This is a genomic window from Afifella sp. IM 167 (assembly GCF_020144925.1).
GTDB lineage: Bacteria > Pseudomonadota > Alphaproteobacteria > Rhizobiales > Afifellaceae > Afifella.
Map to the genome: position 1 here is coordinate 430,727 of NZ_NSLC01000003.1, position 15,405 is coordinate 446,131.

Consider the following 15,405-nt stretch of genomic DNA (forward strand, 5'->3'; position numbering starts at 1 on the left):
GAAGTTGGCCCGGGCCCTCGGAGAAGGCCCGCCAAGCCCGGCCCGCAGGTATCAGTCTTCCTCGAAATAGCCGCGCTCGGCGCCTCGGTGACAGGCGGCGCAATTGGCGATCGAGCCGGCCTTCTCCAGCGCCCGCGGTGAGATCTCTCGGTCATGCTCGCGCTTGAACCAGGGAAGCTCGGAGATGCGCAGCGGGGGGTTCGCCATGTTGACGCCTCGCAGCGCGCGCGGGCGCCAGCCGCCGGCATCGGCGGCATTGGCGAGCAGATAGGCCTCGATATCGGCGCGGACCGCCTCGTCGAGGGCGGCGTTCTCGCCGAAATGGTTTTCAAGGTCGCCCATCACCGCCTTCCAGGATGCCTGCGGCAGGAAGCCGGCCGGATAGGCCATATGGCAGACGCCGCATTCCTCCTGCGTTGCCTGGTGGGTGACCGGGGCGACGCGGTGGCCCTCCCCCCGTCTGCCATCGGCGAGAGCAGGGGCGAGAGCGGGGGCGAGAGCGGCGCCGATGGCCGTGACGCCAAGGGCGAGAAGGGTGGCGAAAGTGAAGGCCGATCGGTTCATCGCGGTTTTCCTTTGTGCGGTTTAGAGGCTGGAGAGCCAGGCAACGATGTCCGCCTTCTCGCCCGGCGTGCAGGCGCGGCCGAGGACGCTGTCGCAGTTGCGGCCGAGCCATTTCTCGACCTTGGCGCTGTCGGTCAGCCGCTCGGGATTGGCCGAGGGCGCGAGCGGGTCGATCGCCTTGCCGGTGCGCGCCTTGCCGGCGGCACGCGGATCGTCGGTGTGGCAGGTGGTGCAGGAGGGTGTCTCCGGCTTGCCGCCCGAATGGTTGGCGAGGAAGAGCTCGCGCCCCCGCGCCGGGTCAGCGGCCGTGCCCGCTTCGGCGGAATAGCGGGCGAGAAGCTCGGCGGGGGAGGTGTCCGCCGCGAAAGCGGGGCTCGCCATGAGAAGCGCGGGCAGGATCAGAAGATGGGCTTTCATTGTTGGGTCTCCTTGTTGATGCGGGTGGGGGATGGGACGTCGATGGCGAAGGGGCTGAAGAGCCCGGAGGCCGCGTCGCGGTGGCAGGCGGCGCAGTTGGAGGCGCTGCCCACCGGTTTGGAGGCAAAGAGCGCTTCCGGCAGGTCCCCATGGACATGCTTCCAGAAGGGCGTCTCGGTCAGGGTGAATGGGTTGGCCTCGGCCGTGCGGGCAAGGACGTGGGCCGGCTTGGTGTCGGCCGTGCCGGCGGCATTGGCGAGGAGCCAGGATTCGATTTCGGCGGCGGTCTCTTCATCGAGCGAGGCGTTCTCGCCGAAATGGTCTTCGAGCCCGGCCATCAGCGCCTGCCAGGAGGCGGCAGGCAAAAGGCTCGGATGGTAGGCCATGTGGCAGGCGCCGCATTCCTCGGCATAGACGGGGTCGAGGGTCGCGACCGGCATCCGTGGGATCGGCCGGGAGGCAAGGCTCGCATTGGCGGCCAGAAGGATGGCGGCGAGGAGCGCCATGACGGCGGCCGCGGCCATGGCATTCGCCGCGACGGGGCGCGAGGGATGGTCGCCCGGCCGCGCTTCCTTTTCGCCGGTGAGCATGGAAGCGGCGAGATTTTCCCGGCTGCGGCGGCTTTCCAGAAGGACGCCAGCGACATGCAGCGCCACCATGGCGAGAAGGGCGAAGGCGAGGAGTTCGTGGACCTCGCCGAACCCATGGCCCGTGTCGAAGGAAACGAGCGAGGCGAGGGGACCGGTCTTCAGGACGCCGCCGAGAAGGGCGAGGCCGGTGACGGCCAGAACGAGGATCGCGGCCATGAAGGCCAGCACCATCGCCCCGCCGAGGGGGTTGTGACCCCGGTGGCGCGGCCCTTCCGAAAGATGCTCGAAGAGGGCGGCCGGGCGCGGGACGAAATCGGCAAAACGGGCATAGGTCGGGCCGCCGAAACCCCAGACGATGCGGGCAAGGACGAGGCCGGCGGCAGCAAGACCGGCGGCGATGTGCCAGCGGATCCAAGCGGCGTCGGCAAGGAAGCCGGTGAGGGCGGCGACCGTGATGGCGGCGACGAGCGACCAGTGAAAGAGGCGCACGAAGACGTCCCAGACCTTCACCCTGGCGGTGAGCATGACGGTTTCGGGATTTCTCTGCAGCATCGCGGCCCCCATCTCGGCCCGCTTCCTCGCGGGTCGGGGAGCACCATCGCAGGAGGTCGCTGACGGCGGCCTGATCCGGCCTGTCAGCGAAATGTCAGGCTGGCGGCGTGCCCGCTTCCGGCAGGAGGAGGAGAGCCTCCAGGCCCGGCTCGCAGCGCTTCAGGGAGAGAGATCCGCCTGCCGCCTCGGCGATCTCGGCGGCGATCGCAAGGCCTAGGCCAGTGCCGGGTCCGGTGGTATCGCGCGCGCCGCGCTGCATCAGCGCGGCGATCCGCTCCGGCGGGATGCCCGGGCCGTCGTCGCGCACGACGAGGCCGATCCGCCCGCCCTGCCTTGCCGCAGAGATCGAGACCGTCTCGCGCGCATGCCTTGCGGCGTTTTCGACCAGCGCGCCCAGCGCCTCGGCAAGGTCGGCGCGGTCGATGGCGGCGGCAAGGCCGGCGGGAACATCCGTCCGCCATTCGATCTCGGCGCCCTCGGCGGTGCGGCGGATGACGCCGACAAGGCTTTCCACGACGCCAGCAAGCTCGGAACGCGCGCCCTTGCTCTTGATGGCGGTGCGCGCCCGGGCGAGCTCGCGGTCGGCGTGCCGGCGCATCTGTCCCGCGATCTCCTCGATCGCGCCGGCGGCGTCCTGCCTTCCCGTGGCGCGCAGCCGGCCGGCTTCGCCGAGCAGGGCCTGGAGCGGCGTCTTCAGCCCGTGGGCAAGGTCGCCGGCGCGGGCGCGGGCAAGGGCGATCTCCTTCTCGCGCTCCTCCAGGAGCGCGTCGACCTCGCCGGCGAGCGGGCGCACTTCGGCGGGAAAATCGGCGCCGAGGCGGCGCGCGGCGCCGGAGCGCACGGAGGAAACGCGTGCCTCCACGGCCGCGAGGGGGCTGAGGCCGATGGCGATCTGAAGGCCGCCGGCCAGGATGAGGAAGAGGGCGAGGATCGCCATGTAGGGCAAAAGGTCGCCGAGGAAGTCGCGGCGCGCCGCCTCCAGCTCGGTCCGGTCCATGGCGACGGTGACCCGTGCCGTTCCGCCGCCGAGGCGTTCGGGCAGGGTGACGCTGCGTTCCACCGTCAGGAGCGGCTCACCGGAAGGGCCTGCGAGTTCGTGGACGTGCTTCTGCCCGTCGCTCAGCTCATCGGGCGGCAGCGGCAGGACATAATCCCACAGCGAGCGCGAGCGCAAAGTCGTCCCGCCCTCGACGATCTGCCAGTAGAGACCGCCGAGCGGACGCTCGAAGCGCGGATCGGCCGGCGTCCTGGAAAGGGCGAGCTGGCCGTCTTCCCCGCGTTCGAGGCCGGCGAGCACCTGGTCGAGCTGGACGGAAAGCTCGGCGAGGGCGCGGCGGTCGACATGGGCCGCAAAGAGCGCCGACAATCCGAAAGAGGCGAGCGCCAGCGCGAGGAGGACGGCGACCGCGCCGGCGAGGATGAGGCGGAGCCTGAGGGAAAGCCGCTTCAAGCCGGGCCGCTCCCGGCCTCAAGGAAATAGCCGAAGCCGCGCCGCGTGCCGACGATGCCCGGGCCGAGCTTGCGGCGAAGGCGCGTCACCAGCGCCTCGATCGCATTGGTGTCGCGCGAATCCTCGTCGCCATAAAGATGCTCCAGCAGCTCCGTCGGCGGCACGGCCCGGTCCTTGTGCAGCATCAGATAGGCGAGAAGCCGGTATTCGAGCGTCGTCACCGGCACCGGCACGCCCTTCAGCGCGACGGTCATGCGGATGGCGTCCAAAGTGAGGTCGCCCGAGACCTGCACGGCGGAGCCGCGCCCGGCGGAGCGGCGCACGAGAGCGCGTGCCCGCGCGACGAGCTCCTCCATGCGAAAGGGTTTCGGCAGATAATCGTCGGCGCCGGCATCGATGCCCTCGACGCGTTCGGTCCAGGCGCCACGGGCGGTAAGGACGAGAACCGGCATCTCGCGGCCGTTGGCGCGCCAGCGCTTCAGGAGCGTCAGCCCGTCGAGGCGCGGCAGGCCGAGGTCGAGGACGACGAGATCGTATTCCTCCGTGTCGCCAAGGAACCAGGCATCCTCTCCGTCGCCGCATGTCTCGACGCGAAAGCCCGCGGAAGAGAGGGCGGCAGCGAGGTCGGCGGCAATTCTCGGATCGTCCTCGACGGCGAGCGCGCGCATCGTCGGCTCCTCAGTCGCGCCGCTTGCGCGAACGCCCGTCATGGCCGTGCGGGCGGTCGCGGAGAACCTCGCCCGTTGCCGCATCGACGAGAATCTCCAGGATCTTTCCGTCCGGCCGGATCAGCTCCAGCTCGTAGACATAGGTCCCGTGCTTTTCCTCCAGATCGACCTCCAGCATCCTGGCTTCGTAGCGCTTCTCGATGGCGGGCAGGATATCGGCAAGCGAGAGCACCTCGCCACGCGACAGGGCCTCGCGGGCGCGGTCGTGGTCGTGCCCACGGCCATCGGCAAAGGCCGGGGTGGCAAGGCCCGGGACGGCAAGGAGTGGAATCGCCAGGACCGGGGCGGCCAGAAGGAATGAAAGTAGGAAGAGCGCACGCTTCATTGCCGCGATCCTAGCCCGGATTGGCTGACGCGCCCCTGACAGGCGGGAAGGCCGAGCGGATTTCAGGCGAGGCCGCCGCCATCCCAGGCGGAGGCGGAGGGCGGGCCGATCTGCAGGGCATCGACGGCGCGGCGCGCGATCTGATCGACGATCTCGCCGACGCTTTTCGGCTTCAGATAGAAGGCGGGGACGGGCGGCATGACGATGCCGCCCATTTCGGTGACGGCGGTCATGGCGCGCAGATGGGCGAGGTTGAGCGGCGTCTCGCGCGCGACGAGGACGAGGCGCCGGCGCTCCTTCAGATGGACGTCGGCGGCGCGCGAAAGAAGATTGTCGGCAAGCCCATAGGCGATGGAGGCCAGGCTGCGCATGGAGCAGGGGGCGACGATCATGCCGGAAGTCGGATAGGAGCCGGAAGCGATCGCCGCGCCGACGGCGTCGATCGGATGGGGGCGCAGATTGCGCGCCGAAAGGGCGTCCGGGCCGATCTCCTCGGCAAGCGTCTTCTCGCCGGCGCGGGAGACGACGAGCTCGACGGGAAAGTCCATGCCGGCGAGGATTTCCACGACGCGCAGGCCGATGGCGGCGCCCGAGGCACCGGTGATGCCCACGACGACGGGGGCTTTCATCCCGCTCTCCGGGCGGCCGGCTGCCTTGCGGCATATTTTCCCGAAAGGCCGAGGCGCGGCCAGAGCCTGTCCACCCGCTCCTCCACCTCGGGGCTCATCTTCAAGACGCGGCCCCATTCGCGGCTCGTTTCCGCGCCGATCTTGGTGGTGGCGTCGATGCCGAGCTTGCCGCCGAGGCCCGATTGCGGGGAGGCGAAGTCGAGATAGTCGATCGGCGTCGAATCGAGGACGAGAAGGTCGCGCGAGGGATCCATGCGCGTCGACAGTGCCCAGACCACATCGGCCGGGTTCGTCACGTCGATATCCTCGTCCACGACCACGACGCCCTTGGTGTAGCTGAACTGCGGCAGCATGCCCCAAAGCCCCATCATGACGCGGCGGGCCTGGCCCGGATAGCGCTTGTTGATGGAGACGATGGCGAGCCGGTAGGAGCAGGCCTCCGGCGGCAGCCAGACGTCGACGATCTCCGGCATCTGCTGGACGATGAGGGGCTTGGCCAGGTGGTTGAGCGCCTCGCCGATGACGGAGGGCTCGTCCGGCGGGCGGCCGGTATAGGTGGACAGATAGATCGGGTCGCGGCGATGGGTGATCGCCGTCACGCGCATCACCGGAAAATCGTCGACGGCGTTGTAGTAGCCGGTGTGGTCGCCATAGGGGCCTTCGGGCGCCGTCTCCTCGGCCGAGACGTAGCCCTCGATAACGATCTCGGCCTCGGCCGGCACCGGCAGCGGCACGGTGACGCCCTCGGCGACCTTCGGGCGCTCGCCGCGCAGAAGACCGGCGAAATCGAGCTCCGACAGCGTTTCCGGAATGGGCATCACGGCCGACAGGATGGTCGCCGGATCGGCGCCGATGGCGATGGCGACGGGCATGTCCTTGCCCTTCTTCGCCCAGGCGCGGTGGTGGGCGGCGCCGCCGCGATGCGCCAGCCAGCGCATGATCAGACGGTGCTCGTCCAGCATCTGCAGGCGGTAGACGCCGACATTCATCGGCCCCTCGCCCGGAGGGCGGGTGATGACGAGCGGCCAAGTGACGAGCGGCGCCGGCTCGTCCGGCCAGCAGGTCTGGATCGGCAGGCGCGCAAGGCTCGCATCGGCGCCGCGCAGCACCTCCGCCTGGACCGGGGCGTTCTTCACCTTGTCGAGGCGGGTGTTGAGCGCCGCCTTCAGCATCGGCAGGTGCGCGATGGCGTCGCGCAGGCCGTGCGGGGGCTGTGGGGAGCGCAGCGCCGCCAGGGCCTCGCCGAGCTCGCCGAGCCGCTCGCGCTTCACCCCGAAGCCGGCGGCGACGCGCTCGACCGTGCCGAAGAGATTGGTGACGACGGGCATTTCGGCGCGCTTGCCGGCCGCGTTGAGCGCATGGCCGAACTCCAGCACCGGGCCGCCGCAGGCCAGCACACGGCGCTGGATCTCCGTCACCTCGTGCACCATGGAGACGGGCTCGGAAATGCGCGCGACATCGCCCTCGCGCGCGAGATGGTCGAGGAAGTCGCGCAGCGTGCGGAAGGTCGGCAGGTCGCGGAAGGTCAAAGCATCACCCTTGCGCGATCGATGCGGCAGCGCGGCCGTGGCGGCTTTGAGCTAGATCAAGGACGCCCTGCTTTGTTCGGGGCGCAATGACGCCGTCATGCAGCCTGCCATCGATATCGTCGCCGTGCCGGCGCCGGTCCGCTTATTCCTGCGACCGCTGCCGCTTCTGCCGCTCCGCCTGATGCTGGAAAGGATGGTCCTCGGGCTCATCCGCCGGCGGCCGGGGCTTTTCGCGCGTCTCGACCACCATGCCGAGAAGACCTTCCTCATCGATCCGCTCGACCTTCCCTTCGTCTTCCGGCTGAAGCCGCGGCAGGACAGGCCGACGGTGGAGCCGCTGCGAAGGGGCGAGGAGGGCATGTTCGATGCGCGAATCGCCGGCCCGCTGGGCGCTCTGATGGGGATGATCCACGGCGCCTTCGACGGCGATGCGCTGTTCTTCTCCCGCGACATCGTGATCGAGGGGGACACGGAGGCGGTGCTGGCGCTGCGCAACGCGCTCGATGACGGGGAGATCGACCTGATGGAAGAGGCGGCCGCCGCCTTCGGGCCTTTCCGCCCGGCGATCGAGCCGTTCCTCAAGCGGGCAACGCCCATTGCCGAGCGCGTCACCGGCCTGCCGCTGCGCCGCGTCGACACAATGCAATTCTAGGGGCAATTCCAGGGGTCTCGATATGGATCGGCTCGAACTCGTCTGCCCGGCCGGCACACCGGCCGCGCTCCGCGCCGCCGTGGATGCGGGGGCCGACACGATCTATTGCGGCTTTCGCGACGAAACGAACGCGCGCAATTTCCCGGGGCTCAACTTCTCGCGCGAGGAACTCGCCGAGGGGGTGCGCTACGCCCACAATGCCGGCGTGAAGCTGCTCGTGGCGATCAACACCTTCCCGCGCGCGGGCGAGCCGGAAAAATGGCACGCCGCCGTGGACGACGCGGCGAAATACGGCGCCGACGCCGTGATTCTCGCCGATCTCGGCCTTCTCGCCTATGCCGCGGAAAAGCAGTCGCAGCTGCGCCGGCACCTTTCGGTGCAGGCGGCGGCCGCCAACGCGGATGCGATCAACTTCTACGTCGACACTTTCGGGGTGAAGCGCGTGGTTCTGCCGCGCGTCCTCACCGTGCAGGAGATCGCCGCCATCAACCGGCAGATCAAATGCGAGACGGAAGTCTTCGTCTTCGGCGGTCTCTGCGTGATGGCGGAGGGGCGCTGCGCGCTCTCGGCCTATGCGACCGGCCGCTCGCCCAACATGAACGGCGCCTGCTCGCCGGCGAGCCACGTCGTCTACCGCGAGGAAGGCTCCGACCTCGTCTCCAAGCTCGGCCCCTTCACCATCAACCGGGTGAAGCGCGGCGCGCCGGCGCCCTATCCGACGCTGTGCAAGGGCTGCTTCTCGGCCGGCGGATACGAGGGGCATGTCTTCGAGGATCCCGTCAGCCTGGACGCGGCGACGCTGCTGCAGGAATTTGCCAAGGCCGGCGTGACGGCGCTGAAGATCGAGGGCAGGCAGCGCTCGCGCTCCTACATCCAGACGGTGGTGCGCTCCTTCCGCGAGGCCACGGAGGCGCAGGCCAAGGGCCTGCCGATCATGGCGAACGAACTGAAGCGGCTCACCGAGGGCCAGACCACGACCGCCGGCGCCTACGCCAAGACTTGGCGGTGAAACTGGGGCGCTGAAACTGGGGCGCTGAGACACAGGAAAGGGTCACGACATTGACCGCACGCGCATCGCTCACCCTCGGGCCGGTCCTGTTCAACTGGCCGGCCGACAGCTGGAGCGACTTCTACGCCCGCATCGCCGACGAGGCGGAGGTCGACCGCGTTTTTCTCGGCGAGGTCGTCTGCTCCAAGCGCTCGCCCTTCTACGAGGACCGCATCCTGGAGGCGGCCGAGCGGCTGCAGAAGGCCGGCAAGGAGGTCTATCTCTCCTCGCTGGTGCTGGTGACGCTGCCGCGCGAGCGGAAGGCGATGAAGGAGCTCGCCGAGGGCGCCGAGCTGCCGCTGGAGGTCAACGACCTGACGATGATGCGCTATCTGGAGGCCGGCAAGGCGTTCGCCGTCGGCCCGCTCGTCAACGTCTACAACGAGGGCACGCTCGCCTGGCTCGCCGGGCGGGGGGCGCGGCTCGTCTGCCTGCCGCCGGAGCTGCCGATCGGCTCGGTGGCCTCGCTGGCCGCGGCCGGCGGGAAGGCGGGCATCGACACGGAGGTCTGGGCCTTCGGACGCGTGCCGCTCGCCATTTCCGGGCGCTGCTACCATGCGCGCATCCACGGGCTCTCGAAGGATTCCTGCCAGTTCGTCTGCGGCGAGGATGCCGACGGGCTGAAGGTGGAGACGATGGACGGGGAGGACTTTTTGGCCGTCAACGGCGTGCAGACGATGTCCTTCACGCATGCGAGCGTGCTCGGCGACCTGGAGGCGCTCGAGGCGGCGGGGGTCACCTCGTTCCGGCTGTCGCCGCATGACTGCGACATGGTCGAGGTGGCGCGGCTCTTTCGCGCCCGGCTCGACGGCAGGCTGGAGGCGGGGGCGGCGATGGAACGGCTCGGCGCGCTCCTGCCGGAGGCGCGGTTCTCCAACGGCTTCCTCTTCGCCGATTACGGGGCGGAGATGGTGGAAAAGGCCGAGCGGCAGGTGGCGTAGGGGCTACCAGTTCGCGCTGGCGCGCAATGTCGGCGCGCCGGTGGCACCTGCGACCCACAGGTCGAGGCCGGTTCCGGGATTGCCGTTCGCCTCGGCGGCGTTCAGCGTCACGTCGCTGCCGTCGAAGAGCGGCTTCACACCGCGGAAGGAAAAGCGCCGCGGCGCGGCGCCGCGCGTTTCTTCGGCCAGACGGACGAGCCATGTCGCCTGCAGCGGGCCGTGCACGACGAGACCCGGATAGCCCTCTTTCTCGATGGCGTAGCGGCGATCGTAATGGATGCGGTGGCCGTTGAAGGTGAGGGCGGAGTAGCGAAACAAAGTGACGGGATCGGCGGCGACATGGCGCTGCCAGCGTGGGGCCGGCATCGGCTCGCCCGCAGATCCGCCCTGCGGCTCTCTCTGCCGCTCGTCCCGTTCTCCTTCCTGTTTCTGGGCGGCGGGGGCCGGGCGCGCCGTCTCCTCAGCCTCGCGGTAGACGATGTCCTGGCGCTCCGTCAGGAGCGTGCCGCGCGCGCTTTCGATGACGTGGTCGACGGTGACGAAGCAGAGCAGGCCGCTCCGGCCTTCCTTCACGGCGATGTCGGAGACGGTGGAGGTGCGCGTCACCGTCTCGCCAACGAGAAGGGGCGCGGAGAAATCGAGCCGGCCGCCCGCCCACATCCGGCGCGGCAGCGGCACCGGCGGCAGGAAACCGCCGCGCGCGGGATGGCCATCCGGCCCGAGGGCGGAAGCCGGTGCGAGCGGCGGGGCAAGGCACCAATGGAGGCAGGGCGGCGCCTCGTCGCCTTCGGCAGGTTCGCCGGGAGCGTCGCCGAGCATGGCCCGGAAGGCTCCCACCAGCCGCGGGGTCACGATGTCCGCCGCTTTCTCCCGCCGACCGATCCAGCCGCGCAGATGCCCAAGATCAAACGTGGCGGGAGAGGTATTCTCGATCGCCATTTCTACTTCCTGAAGTTGCTTTGCCGACTAATAGACAAAAGAGGGATGCGGCGAAAACGCCAAAGGAGCAGATGCCGTTACGTCACGGCCGGTCGAACAGCTACGCCATATACAAAAAACATGATAAGCATATCCGAGCTTACGCGCCGGTTAAGCATAAACCGGGAGGTGTGAGCATATGGCCCGGAACCAGGCTCCGGGTCGGGGCGGGGGCCCGAACGTCTTCTCCGGACACGGCAATTGGCCGATCGTCCGGGAGCACGCGCGACCACATTCATTTTGCGTAACGTTACGTTACGTTCAGGGAAACCCCTCCCGAAGGCAGCGCCTGGCCGGGGGAGTAACCATGACGAGTCGCTTGGAGAAGGAGGGCGCTCCGCGACGGCATCAGGTGACGAGCATGTTGCGCCTGGCCATCGCCACGGGGGAGGTCGAGCCCGGCACCCGGCTGCGCGAGCGGGTATTGTGCGAGGAACTGGGCGTCAGCCGCACCTCGGTGCGCGAGGCGCTTCGCGAGCTCGAAAGCGAGGGCCTCGTCACCTCGATGCCGCATCGTGGAGCGATCGTCGCGACCTTCGAACGGCGCGACGCCGAGGACATCTTCGCCACGCGCGGCGCGCTGGAGGCTCTGCTTTTGCGCCAGTTCGCGGAGCGGGCGAGCGACCGGCAGATCAAGCAGCTCGGGGAGGTCGTGCGTGCGCTCACCGAGGAGCCGGAGAAGCACGACGTGGAGAGCTTCACGAGCCGCAAATACCGCTTCTATGAGATCGTCGCGGAAGGGGCCCGCAACCGGTCCGCCGCATCCGCCCTGAGGCCGATCTATGCGCGCGTGGCGCGCATCTGGTTCGCCGAACTCGTCCGCTCCGGCCGGATCGCCGCGTGCGCAAGGGAGGTGCAGGATATCTACGAAGCGGTTGCCCGTCGCGACGGGAAGGCCGCCGAGGAGGCCTGCATCCGCCACTACCAGAACATCATTGAGAATGTCGTGCGCGCCGCCGAGGCGCGCGAAGCGAACGTCAGGCCGCAGCCGGAGACGGGCGGAGGCTCGCTCGCCGCGGCACTGGCGCGCATCGCCGCCCGCGCCGAGTAACGAGGTCCTTCGCTGCTTCTTGAGTCAGGCAGCAAATTCCCGGCGGACCTTATCGGTGTCGGCGCCGAGCGAAGGCACGCCAGCCGGCTCCATTTCCGGACGGAGCGGGGAGGCGACGCTCATGAAACTGCCGCCGGGGATCGCCACTTCCATGCGCCGCAGCGCGGGGTGGCGCGAGAGCTCGGTGAGGCTCGATGCCTTGCCCCAGGCGAGCCCGCTTGCCTCCAGCCGGGCGATCATCTCGGCCCGCGTCTCCGCTGCGAAGACGGGGCCGATGATGGCGTCGAGCTCCGGGCGGTTGCGAACGCGGGAAGGATTGTCGGCAAAGCGCGGATCGCCGGCGAGATCCGGCCGCTTCAGGACCCCCTCGCAGAAGCGCCGCCATTCGCCCGGGTTCTGGACGACGGCGATCACGGCGCCATCGGCGCAGGCGAAGCTGCCATAGGGATAGATGGAGGCATGGCTGAGACCCATGCGGGGCGTGTCGCGGCCGCCATAATCGAGATGGAGCAGCGGCACCGACATGAAGTCGGCCATGACGTCGAACATGGCGATCTCGATCGCCCGGCCGCGGCCGGTGCCGGCCCGCTCGATCAGGGCTTCCAGGATCGCCGCATGGGCGCTCATGCCGGTGGCGATGTCGGCGACCGACACGCCGACCTTGGAGGGCGTTTCCTCGGTGCCCGTCACCGCGCAGATGCCGCTCTCGGCCTGGACCAGCATGTCGTAGGCCCGCATCTGCCGGTAGGGCGTCTCCTGGCCGTAACCGACGATATCAAGGGCGATCAGACGCGGATGGCGCCGGGTCAGCTCCTTGCTGCCGAGACCGAGCCGTGCCGCCGCACCGGGGGCGAGGTTCTGCACGAAGACGTCGGCGCGGGCCGCCATGCGGTGGGCCAGGGCGAGATCGGCTTCGTCCTTGAGGTCGAGGACGCAGCTCTCCTTGCCGCGGTTGAGCCAGGCAAAGTAGGCGCTCGTGCCCTTCACCGCGCTGTCGTAGTGGCGCGCCGTCTCGCCGGCCTCGCGCTCGATCTTGATGACGCGCGCGCCCGCATCGGCGAGCCGCACGGTGCAGACGGGCGCGGCGACGGCCTGCTCGATGGCGACGACGAGGATATTGGAAAGCGGTCCGGGCATCGCCGCCTCAATAGGAACGGGGTAGGCCGAGGACATGCTCGGCAAGATAGGACAGGATGAGGTTCGTGGAGATCGGCGCCACCTGATAAAGGCGCGTCTCGCGAAACTTGCGCTCGACGTCATATTCCTCGGCGAAGCCGAAGCCGCCATGCGTCTGCACGGCCGCCTCGGCCGCCGCCCAGGACGCCTCGGCGGCCAGCATCTTCGCCATATTGGCTTCCGCGCCGCAGTTTTCGCCGGCCTCGTAGAGGCGCGCGGCCTCGTGCACCATCAGCTCGGCGGCGCGCATCTGCGCATAGGCGCGGGCGATGGGGAACTGGATGCCCTGGTTCTGACCGATCGGCCGGCCGAAGACGACGCGCTCCCTAGCATAGGAGGTCGTGCGGTCGAGGAACCATTTGGCGTCGCCGATGCATTCGGCGGCGATCAGGATGCGCTCGGCGTTCATGCCGGAGAGGATATAGCGGAAGCCCTTGCCCTCCTCGCCGACGAGGTTTTCGGCCGGCACCTTCACGTCGTTGAAGAAGACCTCGGTGGTGGCGTGGTTCATCATGGTGCGGATCGGGCGGATGGTCAGCCCCGCTTCCTTCGCCTGGCGCATATCGAGGAGGAAGACGGAAAGCCCGTCCGTGCGCTTTTCGACCTCCTCCTTCGCCGTGGTGCGGGCGAGAAGCAGCATCAGGTCGGAATGCTCGGCGCGCGAGGTCCACACCTTCTGGCCGTTGACGACGTAGTGCTCGCCCTCGCGCCGGGCGAAGGTGCGGATGGAGGTGGTGTCGGTGCCGGAGGTCGGCTCCGTCACGCCGAAAGCCTGGAGGCGCAGTTCGCCCGATGCGATGCCCGGCAGGTAGCGCTGTTTCTGCGCCTCGCTGCCGTGCCGGAGCAGCGCACCCATGATGTACATCTGCGCATGGCAGGCGGCGCCGTTGCCGCCGGCATGGTGGATCTCCTCCATGATCGCCGCGGCCATCGAAAGCCCGAGGCCGGAGCCGCCGTATTCCTCCGGGATGAGCACGGCGAGATAGCCGGCCTGCGTCAGCGCGGCGACGAATTCCGCCGGATAGGCCCGCTCGCGGTCTAGGCGGCGCCAGTACTCGTCGCCGAAGCGCTCGCAGAGCTTGCGGATGGCGAGGCGGATTTCGCGGAGCGCTTCCTCCTGTCCTTGCCGGTGGGCGGCGGTGGGATCGTCGAGTGACATCGCTTGGCCTTGTCTTGTCGGGTCCGAGGGTTTCTTCTGGGACGAGAGCGGCGGCGGGGCGGCGCGCGCCGGATATCCGAGCCGGGCGCGGAAGGGCGGCAAGATGCCCCCGCGCCCTGGCCGAGGCAAGGCGATCGGGCGTCGCTCCCGGCAGGTCCCGCCTGAAGGCAGGCGGGCTGCGGGCAGGCGGGCGGCAGCGGCGGAGGCGAAGATGGCAGGCGAGACCGACAGGCTGGCGGGCTTTGTTGCGGGGCTCGGCTTTGAAGACATTCCCGCAGAGGTGGTGGGCCGGGCGAAGGCGCTGACGCTCGACCTCTTCGGCAGCGCCATCCGGGCGCGCGCGCAATCGGATTCCACGCCCGCCCTGCTTGCGGCGCTGAAGGCCCTCGGCATGGCGCCGGATTTCGGCGGGGAGTGCCTGGCGAGCGTTGCCGGCGACGCGCATCTTTATCCGCCCGCCGCGGCCGCGCTCCTCAACGGCGCCCTCGGCCATTCGCTCGATTTCGACGACACGCATGCGGCGAGCTCGCTCCACCCTTCCGCGCCGGTCGTGCCGGCCGCGCTCGCCGCCGCCGAGATGGTGGAGGCGAACGGGACGAGGCTGATCGCCGGTATCGTGGCCGGCTACGAGGTCGCCTGCCGGCTCGGTCTGGCGCTCGATCCGGCGGCACATTACGCCCGCGGCTTCCACCCGACGGCGACCGCGGGCACGTTCGGCGCGGCGGCGGCCGCGGCGCGGGTCTTCGGCCTTACGCCTCAATCGATCTCCAGCGCCTTTGGCATCGCCGGCAGCCAGGCGGCCGGATCGCTGCAGTTTCTCCAAAGCGGTGCCTGGAACAAGCGCTATCAGGTGGGCGCGGCGGCAATGAACGGGCTGATGGCGGCGACGCTGGCGCGCGAGGGATTTCAGGGCGCCGCCGAGGCGATCGAGGGGCGGCACGGCTTCCTTGCCGGATATTCCGACGGGGCGGATCCGGCCCACGCCGTCGCCGGGCTCGGCTCGCAATGGGAGACGATGCGCATTGCGGTGAAGCCCTACCCATCCTGCCGCTACACGCATGCCGCGCTCGACGCGCTGATCGCGCTGCGCGCCGAATACGGGCTTCAGCCGGGCCAGATCGAGAAGGTGGAGGTCGGGCTCCACAGGAACGGCATCGCGCTGACGGCGGAGCCGATCGAAGCCAAGCGCCGGGCGCGCAACATCGTCGACGGCCAGTTCTCCATGCCGTTCACCGGCGCGCTGGCACTCCTTCAGGGAAGCTTCGGCTGGGACGATTATGCGCGGCTCGGCGAGCCCCAGGTGGAAGCGCTCGCGGCCCGCTTCGATGTGCGGCGCGACGCGGCGCTGGAGGGCAGGGCGCATCCCTTCGGCGGGCGGGTCGCGGTGACCCTGACGAGCGGCGAGCGGCTCGAAAGGCTGGTCTGCGACCCGGCGGGTGAGCCTGAGAGCTTTCCCTGCGCGGCCATGCTCGCGCAGAAGTTCTCGGCGCTGGCGCGTCCGGTCCTGGGCGAGGCGGCGGAGATGCTCCGGCGGCGGATCGAGGCGCTGGAAGGGGCGACCGACATGCGTGGCCTGCTGCGTGCGCCCGGCCCGGGAGCGATCACCGCCGAATAGG

The 15,405-nt window shown here is 69.4% G+C and carries 16 protein-coding genes; 5 read left to right on the forward strand and 11 right to left on the reverse strand.

What is annotated here, in order from left to right; genetic code table 11:
• Positions 1-51: 51 nt before the first annotated feature.
• The 8 genes from CLD20_RS07235 to CLD20_RS07270 form a co-directional block, all read right to left on the reverse strand.
• Positions 52-564, reverse strand: coding sequence for a diheme cytochrome c (locus CLD20_RS07235; RefSeq protein WP_224405911.1), 513 nt, complete (start codon positions 562-564; stop codon positions 52-54).
• 21 nt (positions 565-585) lie between these two features.
• Complete coding sequence (locus CLD20_RS07240) at positions 586-981, reverse strand: DUF1924 domain-containing protein (protein WP_224405912.1); 396 nt, start codon at positions 979-981, stop codon at positions 586-588.
• Positions 978-2,123 (reverse strand): cytochrome b/b6 domain-containing protein, encoded by a 1,146-nt coding sequence (locus CLD20_RS07245; RefSeq protein ID WP_224405913.1) that lies wholly within the window; start codon positions 2,121-2,123, stop codon positions 978-980. The genes CLD20_RS07240 and CLD20_RS07245 overlap by 4 nt, the downstream gene beginning before the upstream one ends.
• A 94-nt stretch (positions 2,124-2,217) precedes the next feature.
• A complete protein-coding gene (locus CLD20_RS07250; protein WP_224405914.1) occupies positions 2,218-3,573 on the reverse strand; it encodes a HAMP domain-containing sensor histidine kinase in 1,356 nt (451 codons plus the stop codon).
• Entirely contained in the window at positions 3,570-4,241 is a 672-nt protein-coding gene (locus CLD20_RS07255; protein ID WP_224405915.1) for a response regulator transcription factor, read from the reverse strand. The genes CLD20_RS07250 and CLD20_RS07255 overlap by 4 nt, the downstream gene beginning before the upstream one ends.
• Before the next feature lie 10 nt (positions 4,242-4,251).
• Positions 4,252-4,626 carry a PepSY domain-containing protein gene (locus CLD20_RS07260; protein ID WP_224405916.1) on the reverse strand — a complete coding sequence of 125 codons (375 nt, stop codon included), beginning with the start codon at positions 4,624-4,626 and terminating at the stop codon, positions 4,252-4,254.
• Between the two features lie 62 nt (positions 4,627-4,688).
• Positions 4,689-5,255, reverse strand: coding sequence for a UbiX family flavin prenyltransferase (locus CLD20_RS07265; RefSeq protein WP_224405917.1), 567 nt, complete (start codon positions 5,253-5,255; stop codon positions 4,689-4,691).
• Positions 5,252-6,784, reverse strand: a complete 1,533-nt coding sequence (locus CLD20_RS07270) for a UbiD family decarboxylase (protein WP_224405918.1) — start codon at positions 6,782-6,784, stop codon at positions 5,252-5,254. The genes CLD20_RS07265 and CLD20_RS07270 overlap by 4 nt, the downstream gene beginning before the upstream one ends.
• A 97-nt stretch (positions 6,785-6,881) precedes the next feature.
• Here CLD20_RS07270 and CLD20_RS07275 point away from each other — a divergent pair, with 97 nt between their 5' ends.
• Genes CLD20_RS07275 through CLD20_RS07285 form a run of 3 tightly spaced genes read left to right on the forward strand, consistent with a single transcriptional unit; the run spans position 6,882 to position 9,425 of the window.
• The gene (locus tag CLD20_RS07275) at positions 6,882-7,436 is read left to right on the forward strand and encodes an SCP2 domain-containing protein (RefSeq protein WP_224405919.1); all 555 of its coding nucleotides are present in this window, start codon (positions 6,882-6,884) and stop codon (positions 7,434-7,436) included.
• A gap of 22 nt (positions 7,437-7,458) precedes the next feature.
• Positions 7,459-8,445, forward strand: coding sequence for a peptidase U32 family protein (locus CLD20_RS07280; protein ID WP_224405920.1), 987 nt, complete (start codon positions 7,459-7,461; stop codon positions 8,443-8,445).
• A gap of 50 nt (positions 8,446-8,495) precedes the next feature.
• A complete protein-coding gene (locus CLD20_RS07285; protein WP_224405921.1) occupies positions 8,496-9,425 on the forward strand; it encodes a U32 family peptidase in 930 nt (309 codons plus the stop codon).
• Positions 9,426-9,428: 3 nt separating this feature from the next.
• Here CLD20_RS07285 and CLD20_RS07290 read toward each other — a convergent pair whose 3' ends face one another.
• A complete protein-coding gene (locus CLD20_RS07290; protein ID WP_224405922.1) occupies positions 9,429-10,364 on the reverse strand; it encodes a MaoC family dehydratase N-terminal domain-containing protein in 936 nt (311 codons plus the stop codon).
• A 346-nt stretch (positions 10,365-10,710) separates the two neighbouring features.
• Here CLD20_RS07290 and CLD20_RS07295 point away from each other — a divergent pair, with 346 nt between their 5' ends.
• Positions 10,711-11,454, forward strand: coding sequence for a GntR family transcriptional regulator (locus CLD20_RS07295; RefSeq protein ID WP_224405923.1), 744 nt, complete (start codon positions 10,711-10,713; stop codon positions 11,452-11,454).
• Between the two features lie 24 nt (positions 11,455-11,478).
• Here CLD20_RS07295 and CLD20_RS07300 read toward each other — a convergent pair whose 3' ends face one another.
• Both CLD20_RS07300 and CLD20_RS07305 read right to left on the reverse strand, forming a co-directional pair.
• Complete coding sequence (locus tag CLD20_RS07300) at positions 11,479-12,591, reverse strand: CaiB/BaiF CoA-transferase family protein (protein WP_224405924.1); 1,113 nt, start codon at positions 12,589-12,591, stop codon at positions 11,479-11,481.
• Positions 12,592-12,598: 7 nt separating this feature from the next.
• Positions 12,599-13,789, reverse strand: a complete 1,191-nt coding sequence (locus tag CLD20_RS07305) for an acyl-CoA dehydrogenase family protein (protein WP_224405925.1) — start codon at positions 13,787-13,789, stop codon at positions 12,599-12,601.
• Between the two features lie 211 nt (positions 13,790-14,000).
• On the opposite strand from CLD20_RS07305, the gene CLD20_RS07310 reads away from it, so the two are divergent.
• Entirely contained in the window at positions 14,001-15,404 is a 1,404-nt protein-coding gene (locus tag CLD20_RS07310) for an MmgE/PrpD family protein (RefSeq protein ID WP_224405926.1), read from the forward strand.
• The last annotated feature ends 1 nt before the right edge of the window (position 15,405 follow it).